Genomic DNA, 25,017 nt, shown 5'->3' on the forward strand with positions numbered 1-25,017 from the left:
TGTTCCGACCGCGCGCGGCAACCCGCGCCATTCTCCAAAATGCGCGACACTCATAGGCCAAAATGAGGTTGGGGCAAAAGCCTTTCTTTGCGTGAAAATGCATGTGAGGAAGAAATGCTGTTTGCGCAATTTGTGCCAGATGCGGCTTTTGGACGCCATCGGCATTGGGAAATGCCGCAGCGCTTCATCCGCCTGCCAGCACCTTTGCCCGTTCTGCGGGTAGAAGGGGACATGCCGTATTCTGCTGAAATCTCGGCGGTGGGGATGGCAGGTTCCCTCACCCGTTCAAGGAGGGGTAAACCAAAGAGAGCGGCAGCAGAATCGCAAACAGCTATTTAAAGCCGCTCATGAAGCCAGCCGCCATGCCGCACCATCTGCTGCGGCAGCCGTGAAGTCGTCGAAAGACAGGGGACGGGAGAAAGCGTAGCCCTGCAGCAGGTCGCAGCCAAGATCGCGCAGCATATCGGCATGCGCGATGGTCTCGATCCCTTCCGCCACCGTTTCGACGCCGAGAGAGCGGGCGATGTCGATGATCGAGCTTACCAGCGCGCGCTCCTGCGGAGAATTGAGGATCGGCTGCACAAGCTGGCGGTCGATCTTGAGCCGTTTGGGTTTCAGCTTGAGCAGGCTGACGATCGATGTATGGCCGGTGCCGAAATCGTCGATTTCGATGTCGATGCCGAGCGCCTTGATGCGGTCGAGGTTGTGCGCCGCCACATCCTCGCTCTCGTCAAGAAAGATCGATTCCACCAGTTCGAACGAAAGCTCGCCCGGGCGTATCTGAAGGTCGCTCAGCGATTCAAAGAGGCTACCGTCATGCAGGCGCCGGGCTGAAACATTGACGGAGACCTGCGGAACTGAAACGCCGAGCGCTGCCCAGCGCATCTTGTCCTTCAGTGCGGTTTCAAGAACGATACGGTCCAGCGCCTGGACCACGTTGATCTCGTCGGCGATGCGCAGGAACTTGTCTGGCGTCAGCAGTCCGCGGGTGGGGTGGTTCCAGCGCACCAGCGCTTCGACACCGGTGAGCCGCATCGTCCGGGCGCAAAATTGCGGCTGGTACCAGGCGGTGAATTCGCCATTCTCGATGCCGGCTAGGATCTCGTCGGCGATGCGCTTGCTGTTGATGATGTCGGCCTGGAGGTTCTGGTTGAAGAATTCAAAGCGGTTTCGGCCAAGGCTCTTTGCCCGGTAGAGGGCGATATCGGCGTTGATCAGCACCTTGCGCGCGTCGACATGAACACCGTTGGCAAGCGCGATGCCGATCGAAACGCCGCAACGGCAAGGAAAGCCCTGGAAATTGACGGGCTGGCGCATTTCTTCGATGATCCGGCCGGCCAGCGCGGCCATATCCTCGTCGCTCACATCGAGTGCGAGGATGACGAACTCGTCACCGCCGATGCGCGCAACGACATCGCTGCCGCCGACATTCTTCGAAAGAACCTTCGACGCATGCACCAGCATCGCGTCCCCGGCTGCGTGGCCAAGCGTGTCGTTGATCTGCTTGAAGCGGTCGAGGTCGATGTGGAGGATTGCGAATTTCTGCCGCTGCGACCGGCTGCCGGACGTCAAATTTTCGAGCGCGATGTCGAGCTTGCGGCGGTTGGCCAGCGCCGTCAGCGGATCGTGCAGCGAGTTGTGCTCGATGCGATTTTTGGCAAGTTCGAGCTCGATATTCTTGGCATCCGCTTCGTCCTTTGCCGCCTTCAGCTCGGCCGTCAGAAGCGCATCTTCAGTGACGTCGAGGGCTACGCCAATGAGCTTCATCTGACCTTTTGGCGTAAGGTGCACCTTGCCGGTCGAGCGGACGTAGCGAATGCTGCCGTCTTCGGCTGGCACGCGGCAAATGAGCGTGTGCTTGTCGCCGAGCTGCTTGAAATGCCGTGCGCTTTCCAGCGCCAGAGCGCGGTCTTCCGGGTGAATGCAGGAAATCCACATATCCTGGGACATGAAGCCCTGCCGTGGTTCCAGCCCGTAGAGCTCGTGCATGCGTTCGTCCCAGACTGAGCCTGCAGTGCCGAGCGTCGTTTCCCAGATGCCGCACTGGTAGGAATCGAGCGCCAGATCGAGGCGGGTTGAAAGCTCGGCAAGCTCAGTCTCGCGGCGCGAGAGCTCCTCCAGTGCCAGTTCGAGCTCGGCATTCTTGATATCGCTGTTTTCTTTTGCTTTGCGCAGCATGTCAGCTGCCTCCGCGTCTGCAGTCACGTCCGCGACGATACCGATCGTCCTGCCAGTTCCGCCCGCATCCGTGTAGAAGGAACCAACCGAGCGCAGATAGCGGATGCGACCGTCCGAAAGCCTGATACGGTACTGCGCCGTGCAGGATGTGCCTGCCAGGCTGCAGTTGAAAAAGTGCGTTTCGGCGATTGGCCGGTCTGCCGCCACGATTGCCTCGAGCCAGTTTTCAAGCGGATGGCTGCCCTCGCCGGAAGGCTGGCCGTGAAGGCCCGAGGCGCGTGTGTCCCAGTAGAGACTGTGCCCGTGATCCTGCAGTTCCCAGATGCCGATGTTGGAAGAATCAAGCGCCAGGTTCAGCCGCTGCGAAAGTTCGAGCAGCTTCTTTTCGCGTGCTACGAGTTCGTTGACATTGCGCGTGCGCTCGCCAAGAAGCAGGGTCGCGAGGAAGATCGGCACGATGATGACGCAACCGGCGGCGATGATGATCAAGCGAAGCTGAAGCTGGTTCGGCGGAGCTTCGTCCCATCCCGTCGTCGGAACGGCCGAAAGTTCCCAGCGCCCGCCTGCAAAGTTGATCTTGCGGCGGAGCGGCTGCTTGTCGAGCACATCGGCGCTGCCGAAGAAGGGAAGGGCGCGTTGCTCGGACACAGTTCCCAGGTCGCGCACCGCGATCGAAAGATGGTCGAGATGCGGGTAACGCTCCTGGTTTTCGCTATTTCGCGCGGGTTTGAGGCCAGTGTTCTCATAGAACATGTCCTGGTCGATCGTGACTTCGACCGCGCCCCAGATCTTGCGCTGCCCGTTCTCCTTGATGAAGATCGGGAAGAAGATCGCGAAGGCATTCCTTCCGCTGCCGATCTCGACCGGGCCGTAGAAACGGGCCTGTTGGTCTCCCGTATTGCGCCCGACAGACTGGCGCAGCATCAGCATTTCACGCACGTCCCTGCCGATGCGGTTCCTGCCGGACTGGGGCGGGAAGACATTGTCGACTACGAAATCCGGTGCGACGGCGATGTTGACGAAGTGGGGGTTCTGGATGAGCAGCCAATTGATCTGGCGCTCCATTTCTTCAACGCTTTCGTTCGCGCTCACGGAAATCATGTTGGACAGATCGCGAACGACGGTGACGTCCATATTGATCTGTGCCGCCATGCGGGCGCGAATGAGGTTCGTTTCGTTTTCTGTGCGGATCTGCAACTCTCGCAGATAGGCCGCAGTATTTGCACGGTCGAGCGTGAAGCCGACCGCAACGACCATAAATGCGACGAGGGTCGAAACCAGCAGTGAAACCCAGGTGTTCTTGAGTACACGCCGCAATCGAATATTGGCGCCCAGCCGGAAAAGCAAAAAAATGTCCCCCTGTTCGGCGGAACTCTAGGAGGAACCGGTTAATTTACGATTTCCTGATGGTTCATCTTTGCGGCTTGCAATCAAGAGCACTCAAATGGTTAGCGGCTGCTCAGGATTGTTGTTAAAATGCCATTCATCAATGAGGCGCGGAAAGCCATTCTTCCGGGCAATTTTCGCCATATTCGGAAGCTTATCTGTGTCTCACCGGATTTTCTGCGTCGAGTTTCAAGAGGGTTGCCGCGATGCGTTTTTTTGTTGCCACGCTGCTGGCCACAGCAAGTTTCCTGTCGCCCATCAGCAGCTTTGCCGAAAGCGCCGACGTCGAAGCGACCATCAAGAAAGTCGACATGAGCAGCCTCAGCCTGACGCTCGACGACGGCAAGACCTATCAGGCGCCCGAGGAGTTCAACTTCGATGGGCTGAAGGCCGGTGTGAAAGTGGTGATCTTCTACACGGAAGTCGACGGCAAGCGGGTGATCAACGACCTCGATATCGTGCAGTAAGTGGAGGCTATATCCAGCCGATCAGTCTTTTCGCGGTGTCGATTTTCAAGATTCGGTCCTGCGGAATTTCTCCCTCGGCAGCCTCATGCTTCGGCAGATCGGCGATCATCTTGAAAAGGCTGCGGATGACGCCGCCATGCGTGACGCAAACGGTCGGGCGCTCGATGGAGTTCAGCCATGAACGAATGCGCCACGACATGATTTCGTAGCTTTCGGCATGGTCGCCCGGCGGGATGAAATCCCATTTGTTGATATTGCGCTCGATGATGCGATCGCGCTGGGTCGCCTTCAATTCCCGAATGGTGAAGCCTTCCCAGTCGCCGAAGGAAACTTCGACCAGCCGGTCGTCGCTGCGGTAGTCCTTGGGCGGCAGGCCCATTGCCGTGCGCATGATCTCCATCGTCTCGCGCGTGCGCCGGAGCGGGCTTGCGACGAAATCGAAAACAATGCCTTCGACCCTGAGGATCTCCTCCATATCGATGCCGTTCAGCCGCGCCTGTTCGCGGCCGACGACATTCAGCGGAATATCCTTCTGGCCTTGCAGACGACGTTCGGCGTTCCAGTCGGTCTGACCATGTCGGACCACATAGATGAGCAAGGCAGGTTCCGTTTTGATTGGATTTCGATCAGTCCTTGATAACTGAAATATCCGGCGCGTCTACCGCCTTCATGCCGATCACATGATAACCGCTGTCGGCGTGGTGTACTTCACCGGTGACCGAACGCGAGAGGTCAGAGAGCATGTAAAGACCGACATCGCCGACGTCTTCGATGGTGACGGTGCGCCGTAGCGGTGCATTATACTCGTTCCACTTCAGGATATAGCGGAAATCGCCGATGCCGGACGCTGCCAGTGTCTTGATCGGACCCGCCGAAATCGCATTGACGCGGATGTTTTTCGGTCCGAGATCGACGGCGAGGTATTTGACGCTCGCCTCGAGCGCAGCCTTTGCGACGCCCATGACATTATAGTTCGGCATGACTTTCTCGGCACCGTAATAGGTGAGGGTCAGCAGCGAGCCGCCCTCCGTCATCAGCTTCTCGGCGCGGCGTGCGACGGAAGTGAACGAGTAGACGGAAATCTGCATCGTCTTGCAAAAGTTGTCGGGCGAAGTATCGATGTATCGGCCAGTCAGCTCATCCTTGTCCGAAAAACCGATCGCGTGAACGAGGAAATCGATCTTGCCCCACATCTTTTCGAGGTTCTCGAAAACCGCATCGATGCTCGCTTCATCACTGACGTCACAGTGGCCGGCGAGTACGCCCCCAAGCTCGCCAGCCAGAGGCTCGACGCGTTTTCTCAGGGCATCACCCTGATATGTAAAGGCAATTTCGGCGCCCTGCGCATGAATGGCTTTGGCAATACCCCACGCAATCGAACGATTGTTGGCGACGCCCATGATGAGGCCACGCTTGCCTGACATGAGGCCTGTTGCTTGAGCCATATTTTGCCCCCTAATGAACCAATTGGAAATTGCCTATGGCATAGGCCGTTAATCGGTTCAAGATTGCGAGCCATCATCAACTGTTAGGGATCGTAACAAAGGGTGCGCTTGTCACGAAAATTTCATAAAAACAGCCCTTCGCGCATGCTTCTCATGAGATCGGTGACCTTATCGTCCGGCTTTTCCCACAACATAATGCGCAGCTCGACGATCAGGTCGCCCTTTCCGCCTGTATCATCGGGCAGGCCCTGGCCGGAGATTCGGATCGTCTTGTCGGATCCTGACCAGGGGGGAACGGTGAGGTTGACCGGCCCGTTCGGTCCTTCGATGCGCGCTTCGGTGCCAAGGACGGCATTTTCGATCGTCACCGGCAGCACGGTACGCAGATCGAATCCATCGACGCTGAAACGCGCATCGGGTGCGATGTGGATGCTGACGACCGCGTCGCCTCGCTGCATGTTCGGCAGCCTGTAGCCTTGGCCCTTTAGCCGGACCTGATGGCCCTCCCGTGTCCCGGCCGACAATGCAAAGCTTGCCTCGCGGCCCTCGCCCAGCTCTACCGTGGTCCAGCTGCCCTTCAATATGTCCTCGAACGTGACCGTTACCTGCGCGAATTGATCCGGGGCCTTTTCCGGTGCGGGCGTGCTGCCGGTAAAGCGGCGCACGAGCGATGTCAGGATGCTCAAGGGTTGAAGTATGCCGCCAGCGGCCGCAACCGCCTCCGTGCTTTCTTCCTCGGGCTTTACTGCTTCCGCTTCGAGCTTGCCGGCCTCCGCCTCTGCCCGCTTGCCGGCATTTGCCTGTGGATGTGCGGTCGCCCCGGTGCTTGCCGTCTTGGCTTGCGCGCCGAAAATGCGCTCGACCATGTCTTCTGCGGATTCGGGGCTGGCGTGCTGCTGTCTTGCCGCCTCGGAGGCGGCCTTTGCCGCCTTCTGCGCGTTGGCGCGGGCGAGTTCTTCCATCACGCGTTCTGCATTCGCCTGTGCAGCCTGCGCCCGGAATGCCGCCTCTCGGGCTGCCTGGCGCTGCTGCATGATCGTCTCGCCGTTCGTTCGCGCCTCCGCCATCCGTGCGGCGGTATCGAACAGGCTGCGCTTCTTGGGATCCCTCAATGTCTCATAGGCACGACCGATCTCGGCGAAACGAGCCGTTGCCGTCGGATCGCCCTGGTTGTGGTCTGGATGAACGGCCTTGGCCATGTTGCGCCAGGCAGCCTTGATCTCGTCAGTCCCTGCGTCCTGAGGAACGCCCAAAATCTTGTAAGGATCGCGCATTTGTTAAACCGCCGGTGTTCCGATGCGGCGTGCCTGTCCTTGCCCAGCACCCCGAAGCCCATGACAACTCTCCGCCTGTTCCGGTCCTTTTCATGCAACCGGAACACGCCTCCATGAGCCAATCGTGCGTCAGAGTTACTAATCAGTCCTTATTTTTGGGGAGAGGAATGCGGCTTTCGCCGCAAATGGTTAGCTTTTTGCTAAGCATTGCGGCTGCGGTCGGGCTGTGATTAATCATGTCTTCAAGCGGGTCAGCCTTCCGGCTGGAAGCTCAGCAGTTGCCAATTGCCGCCGCCCACGAGGCAGGTCTTGCCGTAGAATTTGGCAATGCCCGCATAGGAGTGCCGCGTGGTGCGGAACTGGCGGCAGACCTGGCCCTGGTCGTTGTTTTCGACGATCGTGTCGATGACGCCGGCGCTGCCGGTCGAGGAATTCGCCCAGGGCAGCGGCTGGCCGGCCATCCTCTGGATGTCGGCAGATGTGACCGCGTTGCGAACCGTCATTTCGTCGGAAAGCGTATCGGTGCTCGGCGGTGTCTGCGGCACGGTTCCGGTGGCGACCGAACGGTCCACTTTCGAATCGCTCAAAAAGTCAAAACCGCCCGTCATGCAGCCGGAAAGCGGCAGCATCGTCGCACCGATGACGAACAACGTGGCACAACGGCACAGCAGGCCCTTTGTATGACGATTCGACTTTGCTATGACTTCCACCCTGCGTCCTGTCCAGTCGTGAGTAGCTGGGCATTAAACCGATAAACCCGGGGCATTTGAGCTAATATGTCGGCAAATGAGTTAATAAGCGGTGACTTCACCGAGCGCGACGAGCCCTTCAAGCTTTTCGCGGAATGGCTGAAAGATGCCGAGGGTTCCGAGATAAACGATCCGAATGCGGTAGCGCTTGCGACGGTCGATGAAGATGGCCTTCCCAATGTCCGCATGGTTCTCCTGAAGGGATTCGATAGCGACGGATTCGTCTTCTACACCAATTTCGAGAGTCAGAAAGGCCGTGAAATCCTGGGACAGAAAAAAGCGGCCATGTGTTTTCACTGGAAAGCGCTGCGACGGCAAGTGCGCCTGCGCGGTCCTGTGGAAATCGTGACCGACGAGGAAGCCGACGCTTATTTCCAGACGCGCGCCCGCGGCAGCCGCATCGGCGCCTGGGCATCCAAGCAGTCCCGACCGCTGGAAAGTCGCTTTGCGCTGGAAAAAGCCGTAGCCGAATATACGGCGCGCTATGCCATCGGTGAAATCCCGCGACCGCCCTACTGGTCTGGTTTCCGCATAAAGCCGGTTTCGATCGAATTCTGGAAGGACCAGAACTTCCGCCTCCATGACCGGGTCGAATTCCGCCGCCGGGCCCCGGAAGGCGATTGGGAAAAGGTCAGGATGTATCCCTGATCGGCTAACGGCCCATCAGCTTCAGGGGGATGCCTGAGACGAGCGCCGAGACATAGCGCGGTTTCTGGTAATAGCCATTGAGAGAGAGCCGCGGCAGATAGGTGGTGCTGCCGAAAAGGTCCGGCCGCATGACGCCGGGCCGGGTCGTCACCGTGACCTTGAACCTGAGCTCGGCTGCGATTGCCGCCTCGCGACGGGTTGCCGCTTCGGGCGTGCCATATGGGAATGCGAAGGTTTCCGGTCGTTTGCCGGTAATCATCTCTACGTGGTCGGCAGAAAGCGTCATTTCCTTGCGTACTTCTGCCTCCGCAAGCCGAGCGAGCGCGCGGTGGCTGACCGTGTGGGCGCCGATGGAGGCCAGGGGGCTAGCGTCGAGAAGGTTGAGTTCCGCCGCGCCCATCACGAGATCGTCGACGAGTTCGGCAGGATCGATCTCATGGTGACGGGCCAGCGCATCGATCTTCGCAACCGCCGAGGCTTCGTCGGTGCCGTGGACATGGGCTGCGAACCGCGAAAATGCCGCATGCTGATCGGCCAATGTGAAAAGCGCAATGCTCTCTTCGCCGCCGCCGAAATCGAAGTGGACCTTTTCGGCCTTGCGCAGGACAGCGGCTAGAGTCTCCCACCAGATCGTGTGCGTGCGCTCCGTCAGGCCCTTTGCCACGAACACGGTAAAGGGTGCCCCGTGCTTCTCGAAGACCGGATAGGCGTGAACGAGATTGTTGCGGTAGCCGTCGTCCAGGGTAAAGGCTGCAAAAGGCTGGTCGCTTGCCGGTGCGCAAAGCAATGCCGGAATCTCGTCCAGCGCGACGAAACGGTACCCGTCATGGGCAAGCCGCGTCAGTGCCGCATCGAGAAATGCCGGAGTGATTTCGAGGTGTGCATTCGGCTCGAAAGCATGCGGCTCGTGCGGCCTGACATGATGCAGGGTGAAGATCGCACCGCGCCCGCGCGCGTGGCGCATGAGCCCGAGAGCGGCAACGAGATGGGCAGCTTCGAGCCCGGCGGTAATGGCGATCCGTTTCGCGCGACTTTTCCACAGCCTGTGCATTACGCCTCCCTGAAGACGGGCGAGCCTATCAATTATGGTGTTAAGCGTTGTTGAACGTTGCATTTTCGGGTGAAATCTTTACGTTCCGTTCACCAAGAGCAAAGAAAACTCAAAAAATCGGTGTCCGTTGCGTCAAAGTCGCGCCAGATTAGCGGCGTCTGTCGCAGAACGGGACATGTTTAGGCTTCGCCGCAGACGGCACTTATATTGAGGGGACTTCATGAAAAGGTTGTTGGCCGCATTTCTAGCTGTGACGCTTGCCGTTTCGGCACCGATCGCGGCCATGGCCGGCAGCGCCTCCCTCATCCTCGACGCCCGGACCGGCAAGGTTCTCGCGTCCGAGAACGGCGATGTGCTGAACCACCCGGCGTCGCTCACCAAGATGATGACGCTCTACCTCACCTTCGAGGCGCTGAACCGCGGCAGGATCACCTGGGACACGCAGATCGTCATGTCGAAATACGCCGCCAGCCGCCCTCCGACAAAGCTCGGCGTGAAGGCGGGCGGGACGATCACCGTGCGCGAGGCCGTCTATGGGATGATCGTTAAATCTGCCAATGATGCCGCGGCCGCTATGGGCGAGATGCTCGCGGGCTCCGAAAGCAACTTCGCACGCGTAATGACGCAGAAGGCCCGGCAGCTCGGCATGAGCCGTACCGCCTTTTACAACGCGTCCGGCCTGCCCGATAAGCGGCAGGTGACGACGGCCCGCGACATGTCCACCCTCGGCGTCGCGCTGCTCAAGCACTATCCGAGAGAATACCGCCTCTTCTCGATGACGGCGTTCACCTTCCGCGGCAAGACCATCCGCGGCCATAACAACCTGATGGTTCGCTACCAGGGTATGGACGGCATCAAAACGGGTTACACGAACGCCTCCGGTTTCAATCTCGTGAGCGCCGTGCGCGACGGCAACCGCCGCGTCGTCGGCGTTGTTCTCGGCGGCCGCACGGCCCGCAGCCGCGATGCCCAGATGGCCGCACTGCTCGACAAGTATCTCGGCCGCGCTTCCAGCGGCGGCAAGCTGATTGCAAGCGTCGGCGCCAAGCTGCCGGTCGAAGTCGCCTCCGCCGCTGATGGGGATGCGCCTCTTGCAGCCGCCGCGCCACGAGGCGAAGGCGAAAGCGGCAAGGTTCCTTTCGCACTCGGTTACTCCGACACGGCAGCCGTTCCCCTGGAGCGTCCGGCAGCACTTGAGGAGATGGCCAATGCTGGCAGGCCGCAGCCGTCGACCCGCGGCTGGCAGATCCAGATTTCCGCCGCTCCAAGCGCCGATGCCGCCCGTGCACTACTTGCCCAGGCGAAGTCGGAAGGCGGCACGGCATTGAAATCCGCAACGCCCTATACGGAAGCCTTCGGCACCGGCGCCAACGCCATCTACCGCGCCAGCTTCGTCGGCTTCGACAGTGAGCAGGCCGCCACCGCCGCCTGCGAAGCCCTCAAGAAGCGCTCCTACGACTGCGTTCTGCTGGCCAATCAAGGCTAAGCTGCGGACATCCTTTGCTGGACAATCCGGACGAATCGACATTCTCCTGTTTTGGATCCGAAGGAGGGCGCCGATGCTGGCCGATCTCGCAGAACGGTTCGAATCCTCTTCCCGCCGTTATGCTGAGGTGAATGGCATCGAGCGGGATCCGGACTGGTATCTCCTGAAGCTGCAGGAGGAAATGGGCGAACTCACCCAGGCCTGGAACCGCGTGAGCGGCAGAGGGCGCCCGAAAGGCAAGACGCCGGACGAACTGAAGCAGGACCTCGCCGACGAGACGGCCGACATGCTCGGCCACATCCTGCTCTTTGCCCGCCAAAACGGCATCGACCTCGCACTGGCCATCGAGCGCAAGTGGCTGTTTAGGCCCTAAGCCAGGTGCGCTTCAAAAAAGTCGCCTTCCAGCCGCAACTCTTTGCGATCCGCCACTCGCGCCGATTTTAGTGTATCCGAGCAACAGCCTGGACGGTGATCGGTCCCGCGGCCCGGCTCGTTCATCAGCGCGGTGTGGGCATAAAACCGTCATTCCTCGCCCGGCAAGGAAAAGAGGAAGGCATAAGAATTCGGTTGAGGATCGCTAGACCGTCCGCCGGTAGAACTTGTTGTCCACGGCCATCAACGGGAAGGAGCGGGGGAGGTCGCTGCGCTTGATCTCGGTAAAGCCGTTCTTCTCGTAAAAGCGATGGGCGGCGAGGAATCTGTCGGTCGTGCCGAGGAAGATCTCCTGAATGCCATTTGCTTTGGCATGGGTAATGAGCGTGTCGAGCAGCTTGGCGGCAACGCCGTGCCGGGGGCCGCGCACGGGTGCGGCGACGAACATCTTGCGCAGCGCTGCCCGGTTGTTGCCGATATCCTTGAGGCCGATCGTGCCGACGATGACGCCCTCAAGCTCCGCGATCCAGAACTGGCCTTTGCCGGACTGGTAGAAATCCGGGATGACCTGCAGATCCGGTTGGTCGTCGGCTGTGATCGCGAAGCCGAATTCGTCGCGCTGGATCGGCAGGATGACCGAAAAGACGCCATCGATGTCAGGGGCGGCGAAGGGTCTGATCGCAATCTCGCTCATCGCCGCCTCCAAAATCCTCAGGCTTTCGTACCGCCGACGGTCACCTGGTCCATGCGCAGATGCGGCTGTCCGACGCCGACGGGAACCCACTGCCCGGCCTTGCCGCAATTGCCGATTCCGGTGTCGAGCTTCATGTCGTTGCCGATCATCGAGACGCGCTTCATCGCATCCGGGCCGTTGCCGATCAGCATCGCGCCCTTGATCGGAGCGCCGATCTTGCCGTTGTCGATGAGATAGGCCTCGGTGCAGCCGAAGACGAACTTGCCGGAGGTAATATCCACCTGGCCGCCGCCGAAGGAGACGGCATAGACGCCCTTCCTCACGGAAGCGATGATCTCTTCCGGCGTCTTGTCGCCGCCAAGCATATAGGTGTTGGTCATTCGCGGCATCGGCACATGGGCATACCCCTGGCGACGGCCGTTGCCGGTCGGCTGCATGCCCATCAGCCGGGCGTTCTGCCGGTCCTGCATGTAGCCGACGAGCTTCCCGTTTTCGATGAGCACGTTGTAGCCTGAGGGCGTACCCTCGTCGTCGATGGTGATCGAGCCGCGCCGGCTGTCGATCGTGCCGTCATCGACCACGGTGACGCCCGGTGCAGCCACCATCTGGCCAAGCAGGCCGGCGAAGGCCGAGGTCTTCTTGCGATTGAAATCGCCTTCGAGGCCATGGCCGACCGCTTCGTGCAGCATGACGCCCGGCCAGCCGGAGCCGAGGACGACATCCATCGTGCCGGCCGGTGCTTCGATCGCTTCGAGATTGACGAGTGCCTGACGAAGCGCCTCGTCGGCACCGTACTGCCAATTTCCCTCAGCAATAAAATCGCCGAAGCCGATGCGCCCGCCGCTGCCATAGGAGCCGCTTTCCTGCCGATCGCCTTCGCCCACGATGACGGAGATGTTGATGCGTGTCATCGGGCGGATATCGCGAACGCGATGACCATCGGCGCGCAAGATATCGACAACCTGCCAGCTTGCGGCGACCGACGCCGTCACCTGGCGCACCTTGTCGTCCTTGCCGCGCAGATATGCATCGATATCGGTCAGGACTTTAACCTTCTCTTCGAAGGTCGGCGAGCCGATGGGGTTCTCGTCTCCGTAGAATTTCTTGTTGGTGCGCTGGGGCGCTGCGGCGTAGCTGCCGCTATAGCCCTTCGTGACCACTCCGACGGCCTCTGCTGCGCGCTTCAGCGCTGCAACCGAAAGATCACCCGCATGCGCGTAGCCGACCGCTTCGCCGGCGACGGCGCGAAGGCCGAAACCCTGCTCGGTATTGAAGCTTCCGCCCTTGAGGCGGCCATTGTCGAACATCAGCGATTCCGCCTGCGCATGCTCGATGAAGAGCTCGCCGTCATCGGAGCCGGAAAGTGCGTCGGCAACGTGTTTGCGCATCGTCGTTTCGTCGGCGTCGAACAGCGTCAGCAGGTCGGTATTCATGGTCGTATTCTCCGCTTCGAAGCAGAAACGCTTCCAGGCCGATGTAGGTCCGCAGAGCTGTTCGAGCAAGCCCTATCAGGGCAGGGCGTCGTAGCCTTCTGCAAAGCCCTTGAGATCGACCGGAATGCCGATGCCTTCTTCGGGCGTCTGGAAGACGATGAAAGTGGCGCTGGTGCCGCTGCGGAACGTCTTCAGCAGCTCGTCCTCGAGCACGACTTCGGCGTAGCAGCCGTCGGCAAAGCAGCGCACGAAATAGGCGCGGCCGATATCCTTGCCGTCGACATTGAGGCCGAGGCCGTTCGGCAGCAGGACACCGAGCGGTGCCAGAACACGGAGGATCTTCGACTTGCGGTCGGCGGTCTTCAGCACGACGACCGAGAGGCCGACCTCCGGCCGATCTTCGGCGATGACGTTCTGCATCAGCGCGCATTGCTCGGCCGAAGCGCCGGCCGGCTTGTCGCAGACGACGGACCAGGCGCCGTGATTGGACTTCACGGTTCCGGGGGCCTGCGGCTGGCTTTGCCCGGGTGTTGCCTGCTGCGGGCGATCCGGTTGGGCTGGTGCCGGCTGTGTCGGCGCCGGTTGCTGGGCAGGCGGCTTCGGCGCAGGCTGCTGCTGGGCAAGTACGGGGGTTGTCGCCGCGGCTGCGATGCTGGTGGTCAGAATAAGCGACCGCGCGAGGGAACGGAAACCCATGGAAACCTCTGGAATTCGAATCAGTGCCGCTATTGTTGAAGGCCGCCATCGGAAATGAAAAGCCCCGCCCCGTCAAAACCGGGGGACTACGGCAGAAATAGGACTTTTCGCCGATATTGTCGGGAGGGCGGATCGGTTGCAGCGGTCTTTTTCATATGACCATGAAAATCTTCAGCAATGTTTTGCCCTGGCTGCGGAATTTGACTTTAGGCAAAAATGCCGCATAGACAATCGCTCTGGCCTGTTGCGGTAGATGGCAAACTGTGGTTTGAAGCGCTGAAGATGGCAAGGATTCTGCGTTCGATTTGTGGCAGATCAAGCGCTCGAGGGAGATACTAAGGTGATTAAGAAGGCTTATGCAGCCCTGGCCGCGCTGGTCTGTCTGCTTTTTGCTTCCGGCAGTTTTGCCGATCAGCCGCTGCCGTGGCAGGCAACGCTTCAGCCGGCGGCAACGCCGATCATGCGGGAAATCCGCTGGTTCGAACAATATACGCTGTGGTTCATCGTTCCGATCACGCTTTTCGTTCTCGTGCTGCTGGTCGTCGTCTGTTTCAAGTTCCGCGCCAGCGCCAATCCGGTGCCTTCGAAGACGAGCCACAACACGCTGATCGAAGTCATCTGGACCGTTGGGCCGGTTCTTGTTCTTCTTCTCCTTGCCGTTCCGTCGTTCAACCTTTTGACGGCGCAGCTCACCTTGCCGGAAAACCCGGATGTCACGCTGAAAGCGACGGCCACCCAGTGGCAGTGGAATTACGAATACTCAGGGACCGGCGAGACGCCGCTCACCTTTGATTCCTACCTGCTCAAGGATCCGGATCGCGCAGCTGCCGGCAAGTCCGACCTTGCCACCTATCCGCGTCTGCTCGCCGTCGACAACGAAGTCGTTCTGCCGGTCAACAAGACGGTCCGCGTTCTGGTGACTGCCGCTCCGACCGACGTCATTCACGCCTTCGCCATGCCGTCCTTCGGCATCAAGATCGACGCCGTTCCCGGCCGGTTGAATGAAACCTGGTTCAAGACGGAGCGCGAAGGCCTGTTCTACGGCCAGTGTTCCGAGCTCTGCGGCAAGGACCACGCATACATGCCGATCGCGATCCGCGTCGTCTCCGAAGACAAGTACCAGCAGTGGCTGACGGCTGCCGCTTCTGATCTTCCCGGAGCCTACAAGGCTCTCATGGCTGCCACCGACGGTCCTGCAAAGACCGTCGACGTCGCCGACAACGTTCAGTAATAGAAGGGGCTCGGGACAATGGCTGGACCTTCCGCTCACGATCATTCTCATGATCACTCGCATGGCGCCCATGCGCATGACGATCATCACGACCACTCGCACAAGCCGAGCTTCGTCAACCGCTGGTTCTTTTCGACGAACCACAAGGACATCGGCACGCTCTACCTGATCTTCGCCATCATTGCCGGCATCGTCGGCGGTGCTCTGTCTGTTGCCATGCGCATGGAGCTCCAGGAGCCCGGCATCCAGATCTTCCACGGCCTGGCCTCGATGGTCTATGGCTACGAAGGCGACGCTGCCATCGACGGCGCCAAGCAGATGTTCAACATGTTCACGACTGCGCACGCGCTGATCATGATCTTCTTCATGGTCATGCCCGCGATGATCGGCGGTTTTGCCAACTGGATGGTGCCGATCATGATCGGTGCGCCGGACATGGCATTCCCGCGTTTGAACAACATCTCCTTCTGGCTGATCGTTCCCGCCTTCCTTTTGCTCGTGCTTTCGATGTTCGTCGAAGGTCCGGCGGGGGCTTATGGTGCCGGCGGCGGCTGGACGCTCTACCCGCCGCTTGCCACATCCGGTATGCCGGGTCCGGCGGTCGATCTTGCGATCTTTGCGCTGCATGTCGCGGGAGCCTCCTCGATCCTGGGTGCGATCAACTTCATCACCACGATCCTGAACATGCGCGCTCCGGGCATGACGCTGCACAAGATGCCGCTTTTCGCCTGGGCCGTCCTGATCACCGCCTTCCTGCTTTTGCTCTCGCTGCCGGTTCTGGCAGGCGGCATCACCATGCTGCTCACCGATCGCAACTTCGGTACGTCGTTCTTCGCGCCGGAAGGCGGCGGCGATCCTATTCTTTACCAGCACTTGTTCTGGTTCTTCGGTCATCCGGAAGTCTACATCCTGATCCTGCCGGGCTTCGGCATGGTCAGCCACATCATCTCGACCTTCTCGCGCAAGCCGGTGTTCGGCTACCTTGGCATGGCATATGCGATGGTTGCGATCGGTGCCGTCGGCTTCGTCGTCTGGGCCCACCACATGTATACGGTCGGCCTGTCGCTCGATGCGCAGCGCTACTTCGTCTTCGCAACGATGGTCATCGCCGTCCCAACGGGCGTGAAGATCTTTTCGTGGATCGCAACGATGTGGGGCGGCTCGATCACTTTCCGCACGCCGATGATCTGGGCGATCGGCTTCATCTTCCTGTTCACGGTCGGCGGCGTGACGGGCGTTCAGCTCGCTAACGCCGGTCTCGACCGCTCGCTGCATGACACTTATTACGTCGTGGCTCATTTCCACTACGTTCTGTCGCTCGGCGCCGTCTTCGCCATCTTCGCAGGATGGTACTACTGGTTCCCGAAGATGACCGGCTACATGTACAACGAGTTCGTCGGCAAGCTGCACTTCTGGGTCATGTTCGTCGGCGTCAACCTGGTGTTCTTCCCGCAGCATTTCCTCGGCCTTGCCGGAATGCCGCGCCGTTACATCGACTATCCGGATGCATTTGCCGGCTGGAACTACGTATCCTCGATCGGCTCCTACATCTCGGCCTTCGGCGTGCTGATCTTCCTCTTCGGCGTTTTCGAGGCCTTCGCCAGGAAGCGTGTCGCCGGCGACAATCCATGGGGCGAGGGTGCCACGACGCTCGAATGGCAGCTGCCTTCGCCGCCGCCGTATCACCAGTGGGAGCAGCTCCCGCGCATCAAGTAAGGATGCCGACTTTGTGGGCGCCGCATGCAAATGCGGCGTCCGGCCTTGAAGAATGCAGGACGAGAGAATGAGGGTCATAAACAATCACGAGGTACTTGTGAACGACGGCGAACATCTCCTGTCGGAAGCCAGTGCGCGCGATTACTTCGAGCTTTTAAAGCCGCGCGTCATGTCGCTCGTGGTCTTCACGGCCTTTGCCGGCCTCATGCTCGCGCCCGGCCACATCAATGCCGTGCTTGGCCTGATTTCTATTCTCTGCATTGCCATCGGCGCAGGCGCCTCGGGTGCGCTCAACATGTGGTACGATGCCGATATTGACGCCATCATGACCCGCACTGCACGTCGGCCGATTCCGGCAGGTCGCATCACGCCGAAGGAAGCACTGGCCTTCGGCCTGATTCTTTCCTGTTTTTCGGTCGTGATCCTCGGCCTGGCCGTCAATTGGCTCTCGGCATCGATCCTTGCCTTCACGATCTTCTTCTACGTCGTCGTCTACACGATGTGGCTGAAGCGTTCGACGCCGCAAAACATCGTCATCGGCGGTGCCGCCGGCGCCTTCCCGCCGATGATCGGCTGGGCCTGCGTGACGAATTCGGTGACGATCGAAAGCACCGTCCTGTTTCTCATCATCTTCCTCTGGACGCCGGCCCATTTCTGGGCGCTCGCTTTGTTCAAGATGCGCGATTACGAGGCTGTCGGCGTGCCGATGCTGCCGAACGTATCTGGCGAGCGCGCCACCAAACACCAGATCGTCGCCTATGCCGTGTCGACGGCCGTGTGCGGCGTAGTTCCGACCTTCCTCGGCTTTGCGAGCGCCGGATACGGTCTTGCTGCTGCATCGCTCGGTGCGGTCTTCATATACTGTTCCATCGCCGTCTGGCGCATGCCCGATGGCGATCCGAAGATGATCCCGGCGAAGAAGCTTTTTGCTTTCTCGATCTTTTATCTGTTCGCCATCTTTTCTGCCCTGATGATCGACCGGCTCGCTTCCATGTTGGTTTCCCATGCAGGAGGTGTGCTGTGATGGAAACGGTCAAGCTCACGCAAGCCCAGCGCAAGTCGCGACGCAACCGGAACATCGCTCTCGGCCTTGCGCTTGCTGGCCTTTGCGTTCTTTTCTACGCCATCACCATCGTGAAGTTCACCGGGCACGGAGGCTGAAGCGATGAGCAATACCGCAAGCGCACGGAAGAAGCAGGGCCGCAGCAATGGTGCCGTCGTCTTCATGTGCCTGAGCTTCGTCGTCGGTATGACGGCGATGAGTTATGCCGCGGTTCCGCTCTACCGCATCTTCTGCCAGATGACGGGTTACAACGGCACGACCCAGCGCGTCGATCAGGCCTCGAGCGTCATCCTCGACCGCAAGATGCGCGTGACCTTCGACGCCAATGTGGCGCCGGGGCTTTACTGGGACTTCAAGCCGGTGCAGCGCGAGGTCAATCCGCTGATCGGCGAGACCATCCAGGTCAATTTCGTGGCGGAGAACAAGTCGAACGAGACGCAACGCGGCCGGGCAGTCTTCAACGTGACGCCGGGCGAGGCGGGCGTCTATTTCAACAAGATCCAGTGCTTCTGCTTCACCGAGACGGATCTGAAGCCGGGCGAGAAGCTTGAAATGCCGGTGGTCTTCTATATCGATCCGGATATTACCAAGGCCGTCGAGTCGAAAGACATCCACACGATTACGCTGTCGTATACGTTCTACCCGAAAGAGGGACCGAAGCCGGTGGCTTCGAACGAAGGTGGAGCGCAAAAGATTGAAAACAAACTTTGATTGAGGATCGTTTCCGGCTATGCCGGAGGCGAAGCGAAGGAAGACATCCGGGGATCTGACATGGCCGATGCGCATCAGAAAAATCACGACTACCACATCATCGACCCGAGTCCGTGGCCGATTCTGGCGTCGCTTGGCGCCTTCATCGTAACGTTCGGCGGCGTCGGCTATATGCGCTACCTCAACGGCGGATCTCTGCACCTCTTCGGTGTCGAATGGGCCCAGCCCTGGCTGTTTTACATCGGCCTCGTACTGATCCTCTATGTCATGTACGGCTGGTGGGCAGATACGGTGAAGGAGGCCCATGAGGGTGCCCATACCCGCGTCGTCTCGCTGCATCTGCGCTACGGCATGATCATGTTCATCGCCTCGGAAGTGATGTTCTTCGTCGCCTGGTTCTGGGCCTATTTCGACGCCAGCCTCTTTGCGAACGAAGCGATCCAGGCGTCGCGCCTGGCATATACCGGCGGCCAGTGGCCGCCGAAGGGCATCGAGGTTCTCGATCCCTGGCACCTGCCGATCTACAATACCGTGATCCTGCTCTTGTCCGGCACGACGGTCACCTGGGCGCATCACGCGCTGCTGCACAATGACCGCAGGGGCCTCATTCAGGGCCTGACGCTCACCGTCCTGCTCGGCATCCTGTTCTCCGGCGTCCAGGCTTACGAATACATGCATGCGCCCTTCGCGTTCAAGAACTCGATCTACGGCGCCACCTTCTTCATGGCGACCGGCTTCCACGGTTTCCACGTGCAGATCGGAACGATCTTCCTGCTGGTCTGCCTGCTGCGCGCACTGCGCGGCGACTTCACGCCAAAGCAGCACTTCGGTTTCGAAGCCGCCGCCTGGTACTGGCATTTCGTCGACGTCGTCTGGCTCTTCCTGTTCTTCTGCATCTACGTCTGGGGCGGCTGGGGTGCTCCTGTCGCGGCGGGCTGATCGGCCGAAAGAAAACCAAGAAGGCGGGACCATCGGCGCCCGCCTTTTTTATCGCTATCTTGAAGCGGCGATTCGCTCGAAGGCGGATGGTTCGGCAATCCCGAGATCGAGTTGGCGGCGGATCGCCTGGGCGCATTCATCTGGCGTCAGCACCGAGGTATCGAGCTCGAGATCGTAGATTCCCGGCCGGTGCACCTCCTCCTGCCAGCGCCGCACGGCCTCTGGTACAGGGACCTCGCCAGTCGCTCTTTCGTAAAGGTTCTCGCGGCCGGGCTCGTCGATGTCGCGGCGCTTCATGATGACGTCGAGCGGGCAGAGCACGCCGACGAAGAGAACCGGGAAACCTTCAAGCCGCCGAGCGCAATCGGTGAGAATCCCGAGCGGCCGCGAATAGGCGTCGTGATGACCGAGGTCGGCGACGACATTCAGCCCGAGCCCGGCATGGATTGCGATGGATTCGTAAAGTGCCGCATAGAAGAACGGCACCAGTTCCTCAAGATCGGGGCGTTCGCCGCCCGGGCGAAGGCCGATGCCCGGCAGGTAGCGCGCTGGCGTCGCGGCATTGTAGGTGTCGACGCCGAGGTTCATCCACGGTCCTTCGAACTGCTGCTGAATGGCTCTTGCGAGCGTCGTCTTGCCGCTTCGCGGCGCCCCGTTCAGGATCACGATCTGGCCTGCAGGATTTTCTTTGCTCATCAGCATCTTCTTCTGTTTGGCGCGAATCGCCTGGGCGAGATCGCGCAGCTATTTCCTTTCGTCCTGCAGATACTTTATGGGAGAGTTAAGGCGCGGCTGAAAACGAACTCCGGCCGAAAGGAAGACGATGAGCGAAGACCGTGCGCATTTTCCCCCTGTGGATCCGTTAAAGACCGGGATAAGGGGCTGCTGCCCGCGCTGCGGACAGGGCAAATTGTTCGATGGCCTGCTCTCGGTGAAGCCACGCTGTGCCGCCTGCGGCCTCGATTATTCCTTTGCCGATTCGGGTGATGGTCCCGCCGTCTTCGTCATTCTCATCGTCGGCTTCATCGTCATCGGTTCCGTGCTCTGGCTGGAGGTGAACTACTCGCCGCCGATCTGGCTGCACATTTTGCTGTTCGCTCCGCTGACGATCGCACTTTCGCTGGCGGCATTGCGCTGGTGCAAGGGCATCCTGATCGCCATGCAATACCGCCACAATGCCCGCGAAGGACGCATTTCCAGTGACTGATATCCAGGCCGTGGCTGCCCGGCGAAGGCTGCCGGTCTTGACCGGCATTGCCGTGCTGATTGCCCTTTCCATCCTCGTCTCGCTCGGCACCTGGCAGGTGGAGCGCCTGCATTGGAAGCAAGGGCTGATCGCCGATATTGCGGAGCGCCGCGCCTCGAGGCCGGTGCGGCTTGCCGATATCGAGCGGCTGCTCGCTTCGGGCGGCGACATCGAGTACCGGCCCGTCACGACAACCGGACGCTATGTGAACGACAAGGAGCGACACTTCTTCGCCACCTGGCGCGGCCAGACGGGCTATTACATCTACACCCCGCTTGAGCTTGCCGGCGGGCGCCATCTCTTCGTCAATCGCGGCTTCGTTCCTTTTGAGAACAAGGAGCCAAAAATGCGCATTCAGGGCCAACTGACCGGCGAGCAGACGGTCACCGGCCTGACGCGCAACAAGCTGCCCGGAAAGCCTTCCTGGCTCGTACCGGACAACGATGTCGCCAACAACATCTTCTACTGGAAAGACCTCGATGTGATGGCCGCAAGCACTGGCCTCGACAAGGCGAGCGTCTTGCCCTTCTTCGTCGATGCCGATTCGACCCCCAACCCCAAGGGGCTGCCGATCGGCGGCGTCACCGACGTCGACCTGCCGAACAACCACCTGCAATATGCCCTTACCTGGTATGGCCTGGCGGCGGTGCTGGTCGTGATCGTTGCGATCTCCTGGTTCCGCGGGCGAGGCAAGCCGGCTTCGCAATAGAATCGCTTCAATTTATTCTCATATTGGGCTAGACAGCCCCTACCAGATTACCGGACATGACATGAACATAGCGGCGAAACCTCCATTGACGATCAGGCTTTGCGGACCGCGGGGCTTCTGCGCCGGCGTCGACCGCGCCATCCAGATCGTCGTGCTGGCGCTGAAGTCCTACGGCGCCCCCGTCTATGTCCGCCACGAAATCGTGCATAACCGCTACGTCGTTGAGGGGCTGGAGGCCAAGGGTGCGGTCTTCGTCGAAGAACTCGATGAAATTCCGGCCGAACACCGCGCCCAGCCCGTCGTCTTTTCCGCGCACGGCGTCCCGAAGTCCGTTCCGGCTGATGCGAACGCCCGCAATCTCTTCTATCTCGATGCCACCTGTCCGCTGGTTTCGAAGGTTCACAAGCAGGCGATGCGACATAATCGCCTCGGCCGCCATGTCGTGCTGATCGGCCATGCCGGTCATCCGGAAGTCATCGGCACGATGGGTCAGCTTCCCGAGGGCTCGGTCTCGCTGATCGAGACGGTTGAAGACGCCGATGCCTATCAGCCTGCCGATCCCGACAATCTGGGCTACGTTACGCAGACGACGCTTTCGGTCGACGACACGGCCGGGGTGATTGCGCGTCTTGAGCAACGTTTCCCCAAGCTGACGGCACCCGCTGCCGATTCAATCTGCTATGCCACGACCAACCGCCAGGAAGTGGTCAAGCAGGCCGCACCCGGCTGCGACCTCTTCATCATCGTCGGTGCGCCGAATTCCTCCAACTCCAAGCGCCTTGTCGAAGTCGCGTTGAGGGCAGGGGCGAAGAAGTCGATCCTTGTGCAGCGCGCCGCCGAGCTGGACTGGAACGAGATCGGTCCGATTTCGACGCTTGGCCTTTCGGCCGGTGCCTCCGCGCCGGAAGTGATCGTCAACGAGATCATCGAGGCCTTCCGGGCGCGTTTCGACGCCCGGGTGGAGCTTGCAGAGACCGTGCAGGAAAACGAGCATTTCTTGGTCAACCGGGAGCTGCGCAACATCGAGCTGACGACAGCCGACATGGCTTTTGTGAACGGGGATTAGAGGCTTGGAGCGTGCCGCTTATTCTCCCTCGCCGTGCCGGGCATCTTCGCTCACCAGGGAAAAGACTGCCTGTGCCGATCTTTCCCTTGTGCGGGAGATGTCGCGAAGTACAGAGGGGGTTTCCCCATGCGCTTCATCGCTTCCTTCTAGCGTATTGAATGTGAGAGCCCGCCTTGGCAGTCTATACCGATATTTCAGAAGACGATTTGAAGTGGTTTTTGACGGAGTACGACGCCGGCACGCTGCTTTCCTACAAGGGGATTGCAGAAGGCGTCGAAAATTCCAACTTCCTGTTGCACACCACTAAAAAGCCGCTGATCCTTACGCTTTATGAAAAGCGCGTCGAAAAAGCCGACCTGCCGTTCTTCCTCGGCCTGATGCAGCATCTCGCCGCGCGCGGCGTATCCTGCCCTCTGCCGCTGCCGCGCAAGGACGGTGCGCTGCTCGGCACGCTTTCGGATCGTCCGGCGGCGCTCATTTCCTTCCTCGAAGGCATGTGGCTTCGCAAGCCCGAAGCCAGACACTGCCGCGAAGTCGGCAGGGCTCTGGCTCAGATGCATATCGCCGGCGAAGGTTTCGAACTGAAGAGGCCGAACGCGCTGTCGCTGGAGGGCTGGAAGTTGCTTTGGGATAAGTCCGAGGCGCGCGCCGACGAAGTCGAGACGGGCTTGTCCGCCGAAATCCGAGGCGAGATCGATTTCCTCACTGCCCACTGGCCGAAGGACCTTCCGGCCGGCATCATTCATGCCGATCTCTTTCCCGACAACGTCTTCTTCCTCGGCGATGAGCTGTCTGGCCTGATCGACTTCTATTTCGCCTGCAACGATCTGCTTTTTTACGACGTCTCGATCATTCTCAATGCCTGGTGCTTTGAAAAGGACGGCGCCTACAACATCACGAAGGGCACTGCCATGCTGGAAGGCTACCGGAGTGTGCGACCGCTCGACAGTGCCGAACTCGCCGCGCTTCCTGTGCTCGCGCGTGGTTCTGCGCTGCGTTTCTTCCTGACCCGGCTCTACGACTGGCTGACGACGCCGGAAGGTGCAATGGTCACCAAGAAGGACCCGCTCGAATACCTGCGCAAGCTTCGCTTCCACCGGCAGGTCGCATCGGCGGCCGAATACGGGCTTTCGGCATGAAGCACGTCGACATTTTCACCGACGGTGCGTGCTCGGGCAATCCCGGTCCTGGTGGTTGGGGCGCGATCCTGCGCTATGGCGACATCGAAAAGGAACTCTCCGGCGGCGAGGCGGAGACGACCAATAACCGCATGGAGTTGATGGCGGCGATTTCGGCGCTCTCGGCGCTGAAGACGCCCTGCGAGGTCGACCTTTATACCGACAGCGCCTACGTCAAGGACGGGATTTCCAAGTGGATCTTCGGCTGGAAGAAGAACGGCTGGAAGACTTCGGACAAGAAACCGGTGAAGAATGCCGAGCTCTGGCAGGCGCTCGAGGAGGCTCGCAACAAGCACAAAGTGACGCTCCACTGGATCAAGGGCCATGCCGGCCATCCGCAGAACGAGCGCGCCGACGAACTGGCACGCATGGGAATGGCGCCCTTCAAGAAGCGGTAGGGCGGCAAATCCGGGGGAGGCGATATTGCGCATCATCTCGCTGAATGTCTGGGGCGGCAAGCTGCATCTGCCGCTGATGGACTATCTGAGGGCTGCCGAGGCGGACGTGCTCTGCCTCCAGGAGGTCACCCGTTCCGTCACCGTCAAGAGCGACTGGCTTGAATATCGCGACGGCAGCCACATCCTGCCGCAGCGCGCCAACCTCTTCGACGAGATCAAGACGGTCCTTCCGGAGCATGACGCCTTCTTTGCGCCGACGGCGAGAGGCGAGCTTTTTGATGACGAAAACAGCGTGCCTTCGGAGTTCGGTCTTGCAACCTTCGTGCGACGGACGATTGCCGTCATCGGCCACGCCATGGATTTCGTCCATGGCGAATTTTCAGCAGATGGCTACGGAGAACATCCGCGCGCCCGCAACGCCCATGCCATGCGCCTTTTCGACTACGAGGCCGGGCACGTCATCACGATCGCCCATCTGCATGGCCTGCGCGACATGGCCGGCAAGGGTGATACCCCCGCACGCCGGGGTCAAGCCGATGCGCTGGTCGCCCTGATCGGGCAAATCTGGCGCAAGGGCGAGCGTCTCGTCGTCTGCGGCGACTTCAACGTGCTGCCCGCAAGCGTGATGTTCGATGTGCTCGGCGCACAAGGCCTCACCGATCTCGTCACTTCCTGCGGCTTCACAGATACGAGAACAACGCATTATGCCAAGGACGGGCGCTTTGCCGACTATATGCTGGTGACGCCTGAAGTCGGCGTCGTGAGCTTCGACGTCGTCCGGGAACCGGAAGTATCCGACCATCGGCCGCTCTTGCTGGAGATTGGGTAGCGGTCAGCAGGTTGCCTTAGATATCGACGCTCGTCGTTAGCCGGAATACGAA

27 protein-coding genes are annotated in these 25,017 nt (G+C 60.2%); 17 read left to right on the top strand and 10 right to left on the bottom strand.

Annotation, left to right across the window (positions count from 1 at the left end; genetic code table 11):
• Positions 1 to 87 precede the first annotated feature (87 nt).
• Positions 88 to 339 carry a hypothetical protein gene (locus tag AM571_RS36075; protein ID WP_132552031.1) on the top strand — a complete coding sequence of 84 codons (252 nt, stop codon included), beginning with the start codon at positions 88 to 90 and terminating at the stop codon, positions 337 to 339.
• Between the two features lie 6 nt (positions 340 to 345).
• On the opposite strand, the gene AM571_RS04920 is transcribed toward AM571_RS36075, so the two are convergent.
• Entirely contained in the window at positions 346 to 3,525 is a 3,180-nt protein-coding gene (locus AM571_RS04920) for an EAL domain-containing protein (protein WP_074060444.1), read from the bottom strand.
• Between the two features lie 245 nt (positions 3,526 to 3,770).
• On the opposite strand from AM571_RS04920, the gene AM571_RS04925 reads away from it, so the two are divergent.
• The gene (locus tag AM571_RS04925; protein WP_022716492.1) at positions 3,771 to 4,031 is read left to right on the top strand and encodes a DUF1344 domain-containing protein; all 261 of its coding nucleotides are present in this window, start codon (positions 3,771 to 3,773) and stop codon (positions 4,029 to 4,031) included.
• A 7-nt stretch (positions 4,032 to 4,038) separates the two neighbouring features.
• On the opposite strand, the gene AM571_RS04930 is transcribed toward AM571_RS04925, so the two are convergent.
• From AM571_RS04930 to AM571_RS04945, 4 genes are all read right to left on the bottom strand, one after another.
• On the bottom strand, positions 4,039 to 4,629 hold the full coding sequence (locus AM571_RS04930; RefSeq protein WP_074060445.1) for a histidine phosphatase family protein: 591 nt from the start codon (positions 4,627 to 4,629) through the stop codon (positions 4,039 to 4,041).
• A 28-nt stretch (positions 4,630 to 4,657) separates the two neighbouring features.
• The gene (gene fabI, locus AM571_RS04935; protein ID WP_074060446.1) at positions 4,658 to 5,476 is read right to left on the bottom strand and encodes an enoyl-ACP reductase FabI; all 819 of its coding nucleotides are present in this window, start codon (positions 5,474 to 5,476) and stop codon (positions 4,658 to 4,660) included.
• A gap of 122 nt (positions 5,477 to 5,598) precedes the next feature.
• Complete coding sequence (locus tag AM571_RS04940; protein WP_074060447.1) at positions 5,599 to 6,750, bottom strand: DnaJ C-terminal domain-containing protein; 1,152 nt, start codon at positions 6,748 to 6,750, stop codon at positions 5,599 to 5,601.
• Between the two features lie 251 nt (positions 6,751 to 7,001).
• On the bottom strand, positions 7,002 to 7,460 hold the full coding sequence (locus tag AM571_RS04945) for an RT0821/Lpp0805 family surface protein (RefSeq protein WP_074060448.1): 459 nt from the start codon (positions 7,458 to 7,460) through the stop codon (positions 7,002 to 7,004).
• 66 nt (positions 7,461 to 7,526) lie between these two features.
• Here AM571_RS04945 and pdxH point away from each other — a divergent pair, with 66 nt between their 5' ends.
• Positions 7,527 to 8,147, top strand: a complete 621-nt coding sequence (pdxH, locus tag AM571_RS04950; protein ID WP_074060449.1) for a pyridoxamine 5'-phosphate oxidase — start codon at positions 7,527 to 7,529, stop codon at positions 8,145 to 8,147.
• 4 nt (positions 8,148 to 8,151) lie between these two features.
• Here the strand turns inward: pdxH and AM571_RS04955 are convergent, their stop codons facing one another.
• On the bottom strand, positions 8,152 to 9,198 hold the full coding sequence (locus AM571_RS04955) for a polysaccharide deacetylase family protein (protein WP_074060450.1): 1,047 nt from the start codon (positions 9,196 to 9,198) through the stop codon (positions 8,152 to 8,154).
• 220 nt (positions 9,199 to 9,418) lie between these two features.
• On the opposite strand from AM571_RS04955, the gene AM571_RS04960 reads away from it, so the two are divergent.
• Together AM571_RS04960 and AM571_RS04965 are read left to right on the top strand one after the other, a co-directional pair.
• Positions 9,419 to 10,684: a D-alanyl-D-alanine carboxypeptidase family protein gene (locus AM571_RS04960; protein ID WP_074060451.1), complete on the top strand. Its 1,266-nt coding sequence runs from the start codon at positions 9,419 to 9,421 to the stop codon at positions 10,682 to 10,684.
• A gap of 73 nt (positions 10,685 to 10,757) precedes the next feature.
• The gene (locus AM571_RS04965; RefSeq protein WP_074060452.1) at positions 10,758 to 11,057 is read left to right on the top strand and encodes a pyrophosphatase; all 300 of its coding nucleotides are present in this window, start codon (positions 10,758 to 10,760) and stop codon (positions 11,055 to 11,057) included.
• Between the two features lie 204 nt (positions 11,058 to 11,261).
• Here AM571_RS04965 and AM571_RS04970 read toward each other — a convergent pair whose 3' ends face one another.
• The 3 genes from AM571_RS04970 to AM571_RS04980 form a co-directional block, all read right to left on the bottom strand.
• Positions 11,262 to 11,750 carry a GNAT family N-acetyltransferase gene (locus AM571_RS04970; protein WP_074060453.1) on the bottom strand — a complete coding sequence of 163 codons (489 nt, stop codon included), beginning with the start codon at positions 11,748 to 11,750 and terminating at the stop codon, positions 11,262 to 11,264.
• 17 nt (positions 11,751 to 11,767) lie between these two features.
• The gene (gene tldD / locus AM571_RS04975) at positions 11,768 to 13,183 is read right to left on the bottom strand and encodes a metalloprotease TldD (protein WP_074060454.1); all 1,416 of its coding nucleotides are present in this window, start codon (positions 13,181 to 13,183) and stop codon (positions 11,768 to 11,770) included.
• A 75-nt stretch (positions 13,184 to 13,258) separates the two neighbouring features.
• A complete protein-coding gene (locus AM571_RS04980; protein ID WP_074060455.1) occupies positions 13,259 to 13,879 on the bottom strand; it encodes an invasion associated locus B family protein in 621 nt (206 codons plus the stop codon).
• Positions 13,880 to 14,219: 340 nt separating this feature from the next.
• Between AM571_RS04980 and coxB the strand changes: the two genes are divergently transcribed.
• The 6 genes from coxB to AM571_RS05005 all read left to right on the top strand — a co-directional run bounded on the left by coxB (position 14,220) and on the right by AM571_RS05005 (position 19,539).
• Entirely contained in the window at positions 14,220 to 15,110 is an 891-nt protein-coding gene (gene coxB / locus AM571_RS04985) for a cytochrome c oxidase subunit II (protein ID WP_074060456.1), read from the top strand.
• 18 nt (positions 15,111 to 15,128) lie between these two features.
• Entirely contained in the window at positions 15,129 to 16,826 is a 1,698-nt protein-coding gene (ctaD, locus tag AM571_RS04990) for a cytochrome c oxidase subunit I (protein WP_074060457.1), read from the top strand.
• Positions 16,827 to 16,893: 67 nt separating this feature from the next.
• Positions 16,894 to 17,850 (top strand): heme o synthase, encoded by a 957-nt coding sequence (locus AM571_RS04995; RefSeq protein ID WP_074060458.1) that lies wholly within the window; start codon positions 16,894 to 16,896, stop codon positions 17,848 to 17,850.
• On the top strand, positions 17,850 to 17,987 hold the full coding sequence (locus tag AM571_RS36865; RefSeq protein WP_165918512.1) for a hypothetical protein: 138 nt from the start codon (positions 17,850 to 17,852) through the stop codon (positions 17,985 to 17,987). The genes AM571_RS04995 and AM571_RS36865 overlap by 1 nt, the downstream gene beginning before the upstream one ends.
• A gap of 4 nt (positions 17,988 to 17,991) precedes the next feature.
• Positions 17,992 to 18,600: a cytochrome c oxidase assembly protein gene (locus AM571_RS05000; protein ID WP_074060459.1), complete on the top strand. Its 609-nt coding sequence runs from the start codon at positions 17,992 to 17,994 to the stop codon at positions 18,598 to 18,600.
• Between the two features lie 60 nt (positions 18,601 to 18,660).
• A complete protein-coding gene (locus AM571_RS05005; protein ID WP_074063074.1) occupies positions 18,661 to 19,539 on the top strand; it encodes a cytochrome c oxidase subunit 3 in 879 nt (292 codons plus the stop codon).
• A 54-nt stretch (positions 19,540 to 19,593) separates the two neighbouring features.
• Here AM571_RS05005 and AM571_RS05010 read toward each other — a convergent pair whose 3' ends face one another.
• A complete protein-coding gene (locus tag AM571_RS05010; RefSeq protein ID WP_074063075.1) occupies positions 19,594 to 20,235 on the bottom strand; it encodes a chloramphenicol phosphotransferase CPT family protein in 642 nt (213 codons plus the stop codon).
• A 127-nt stretch (positions 20,236 to 20,362) separates the two neighbouring features.
• On the opposite strand from AM571_RS05010, the gene AM571_RS05015 reads away from it, so the two are divergent.
• From AM571_RS05015 to AM571_RS05040, 6 genes are all read left to right on the top strand, one after another.
• Positions 20,363 to 20,746, top strand: coding sequence for a DUF983 domain-containing protein (locus AM571_RS05015; RefSeq protein ID WP_074060460.1), 384 nt, complete (start codon positions 20,363 to 20,365; stop codon positions 20,744 to 20,746).
• Entirely contained in the window at positions 20,739 to 21,494 is a 756-nt protein-coding gene (locus tag AM571_RS05020) for an SURF1 family protein (protein WP_074063076.1), read from the top strand. Before AM571_RS05015 ends, AM571_RS05020 begins: the two co-directional genes overlap by 8 nt.
• A 61-nt stretch (positions 21,495 to 21,555) precedes the next feature.
• A complete protein-coding gene (gene ispH / locus AM571_RS05025; RefSeq protein ID WP_074060461.1) occupies positions 21,556 to 22,560 on the top strand; it encodes a 4-hydroxy-3-methylbut-2-enyl diphosphate reductase in 1,005 nt (334 codons plus the stop codon).
• A gap of 173 nt (positions 22,561 to 22,733) precedes the next feature.
• Positions 22,734 to 23,699: a homoserine kinase gene (locus tag AM571_RS05030; RefSeq protein WP_074060462.1), complete on the top strand. Its 966-nt coding sequence runs from the start codon at positions 22,734 to 22,736 to the stop codon at positions 23,697 to 23,699.
• Positions 23,696 to 24,136, top strand: a complete 441-nt coding sequence (gene rnhA / locus AM571_RS05035) for a ribonuclease HI (RefSeq protein WP_074060463.1) — start codon at positions 23,696 to 23,698, stop codon at positions 24,134 to 24,136. The genes AM571_RS05030 and rnhA overlap by 4 nt, the downstream gene beginning before the upstream one ends.
• 25 nt (positions 24,137 to 24,161) lie before the next feature.
• Entirely contained in the window at positions 24,162 to 24,965 is an 804-nt protein-coding gene (locus tag AM571_RS05040; RefSeq protein WP_074060464.1) for an endonuclease/exonuclease/phosphatase family protein, read from the top strand.
• The last annotated feature ends 52 nt before the right edge of the window (positions 24,966 to 25,017 follow it).

The sequence above is a fragment of the Rhizobium etli 8C-3 genome (assembly GCF_001908375.1).
GTDB classification, from domain to species: Bacteria; Pseudomonadota; Alphaproteobacteria; order Rhizobiales; family Rhizobiaceae; genus Rhizobium; species Rhizobium etli_B.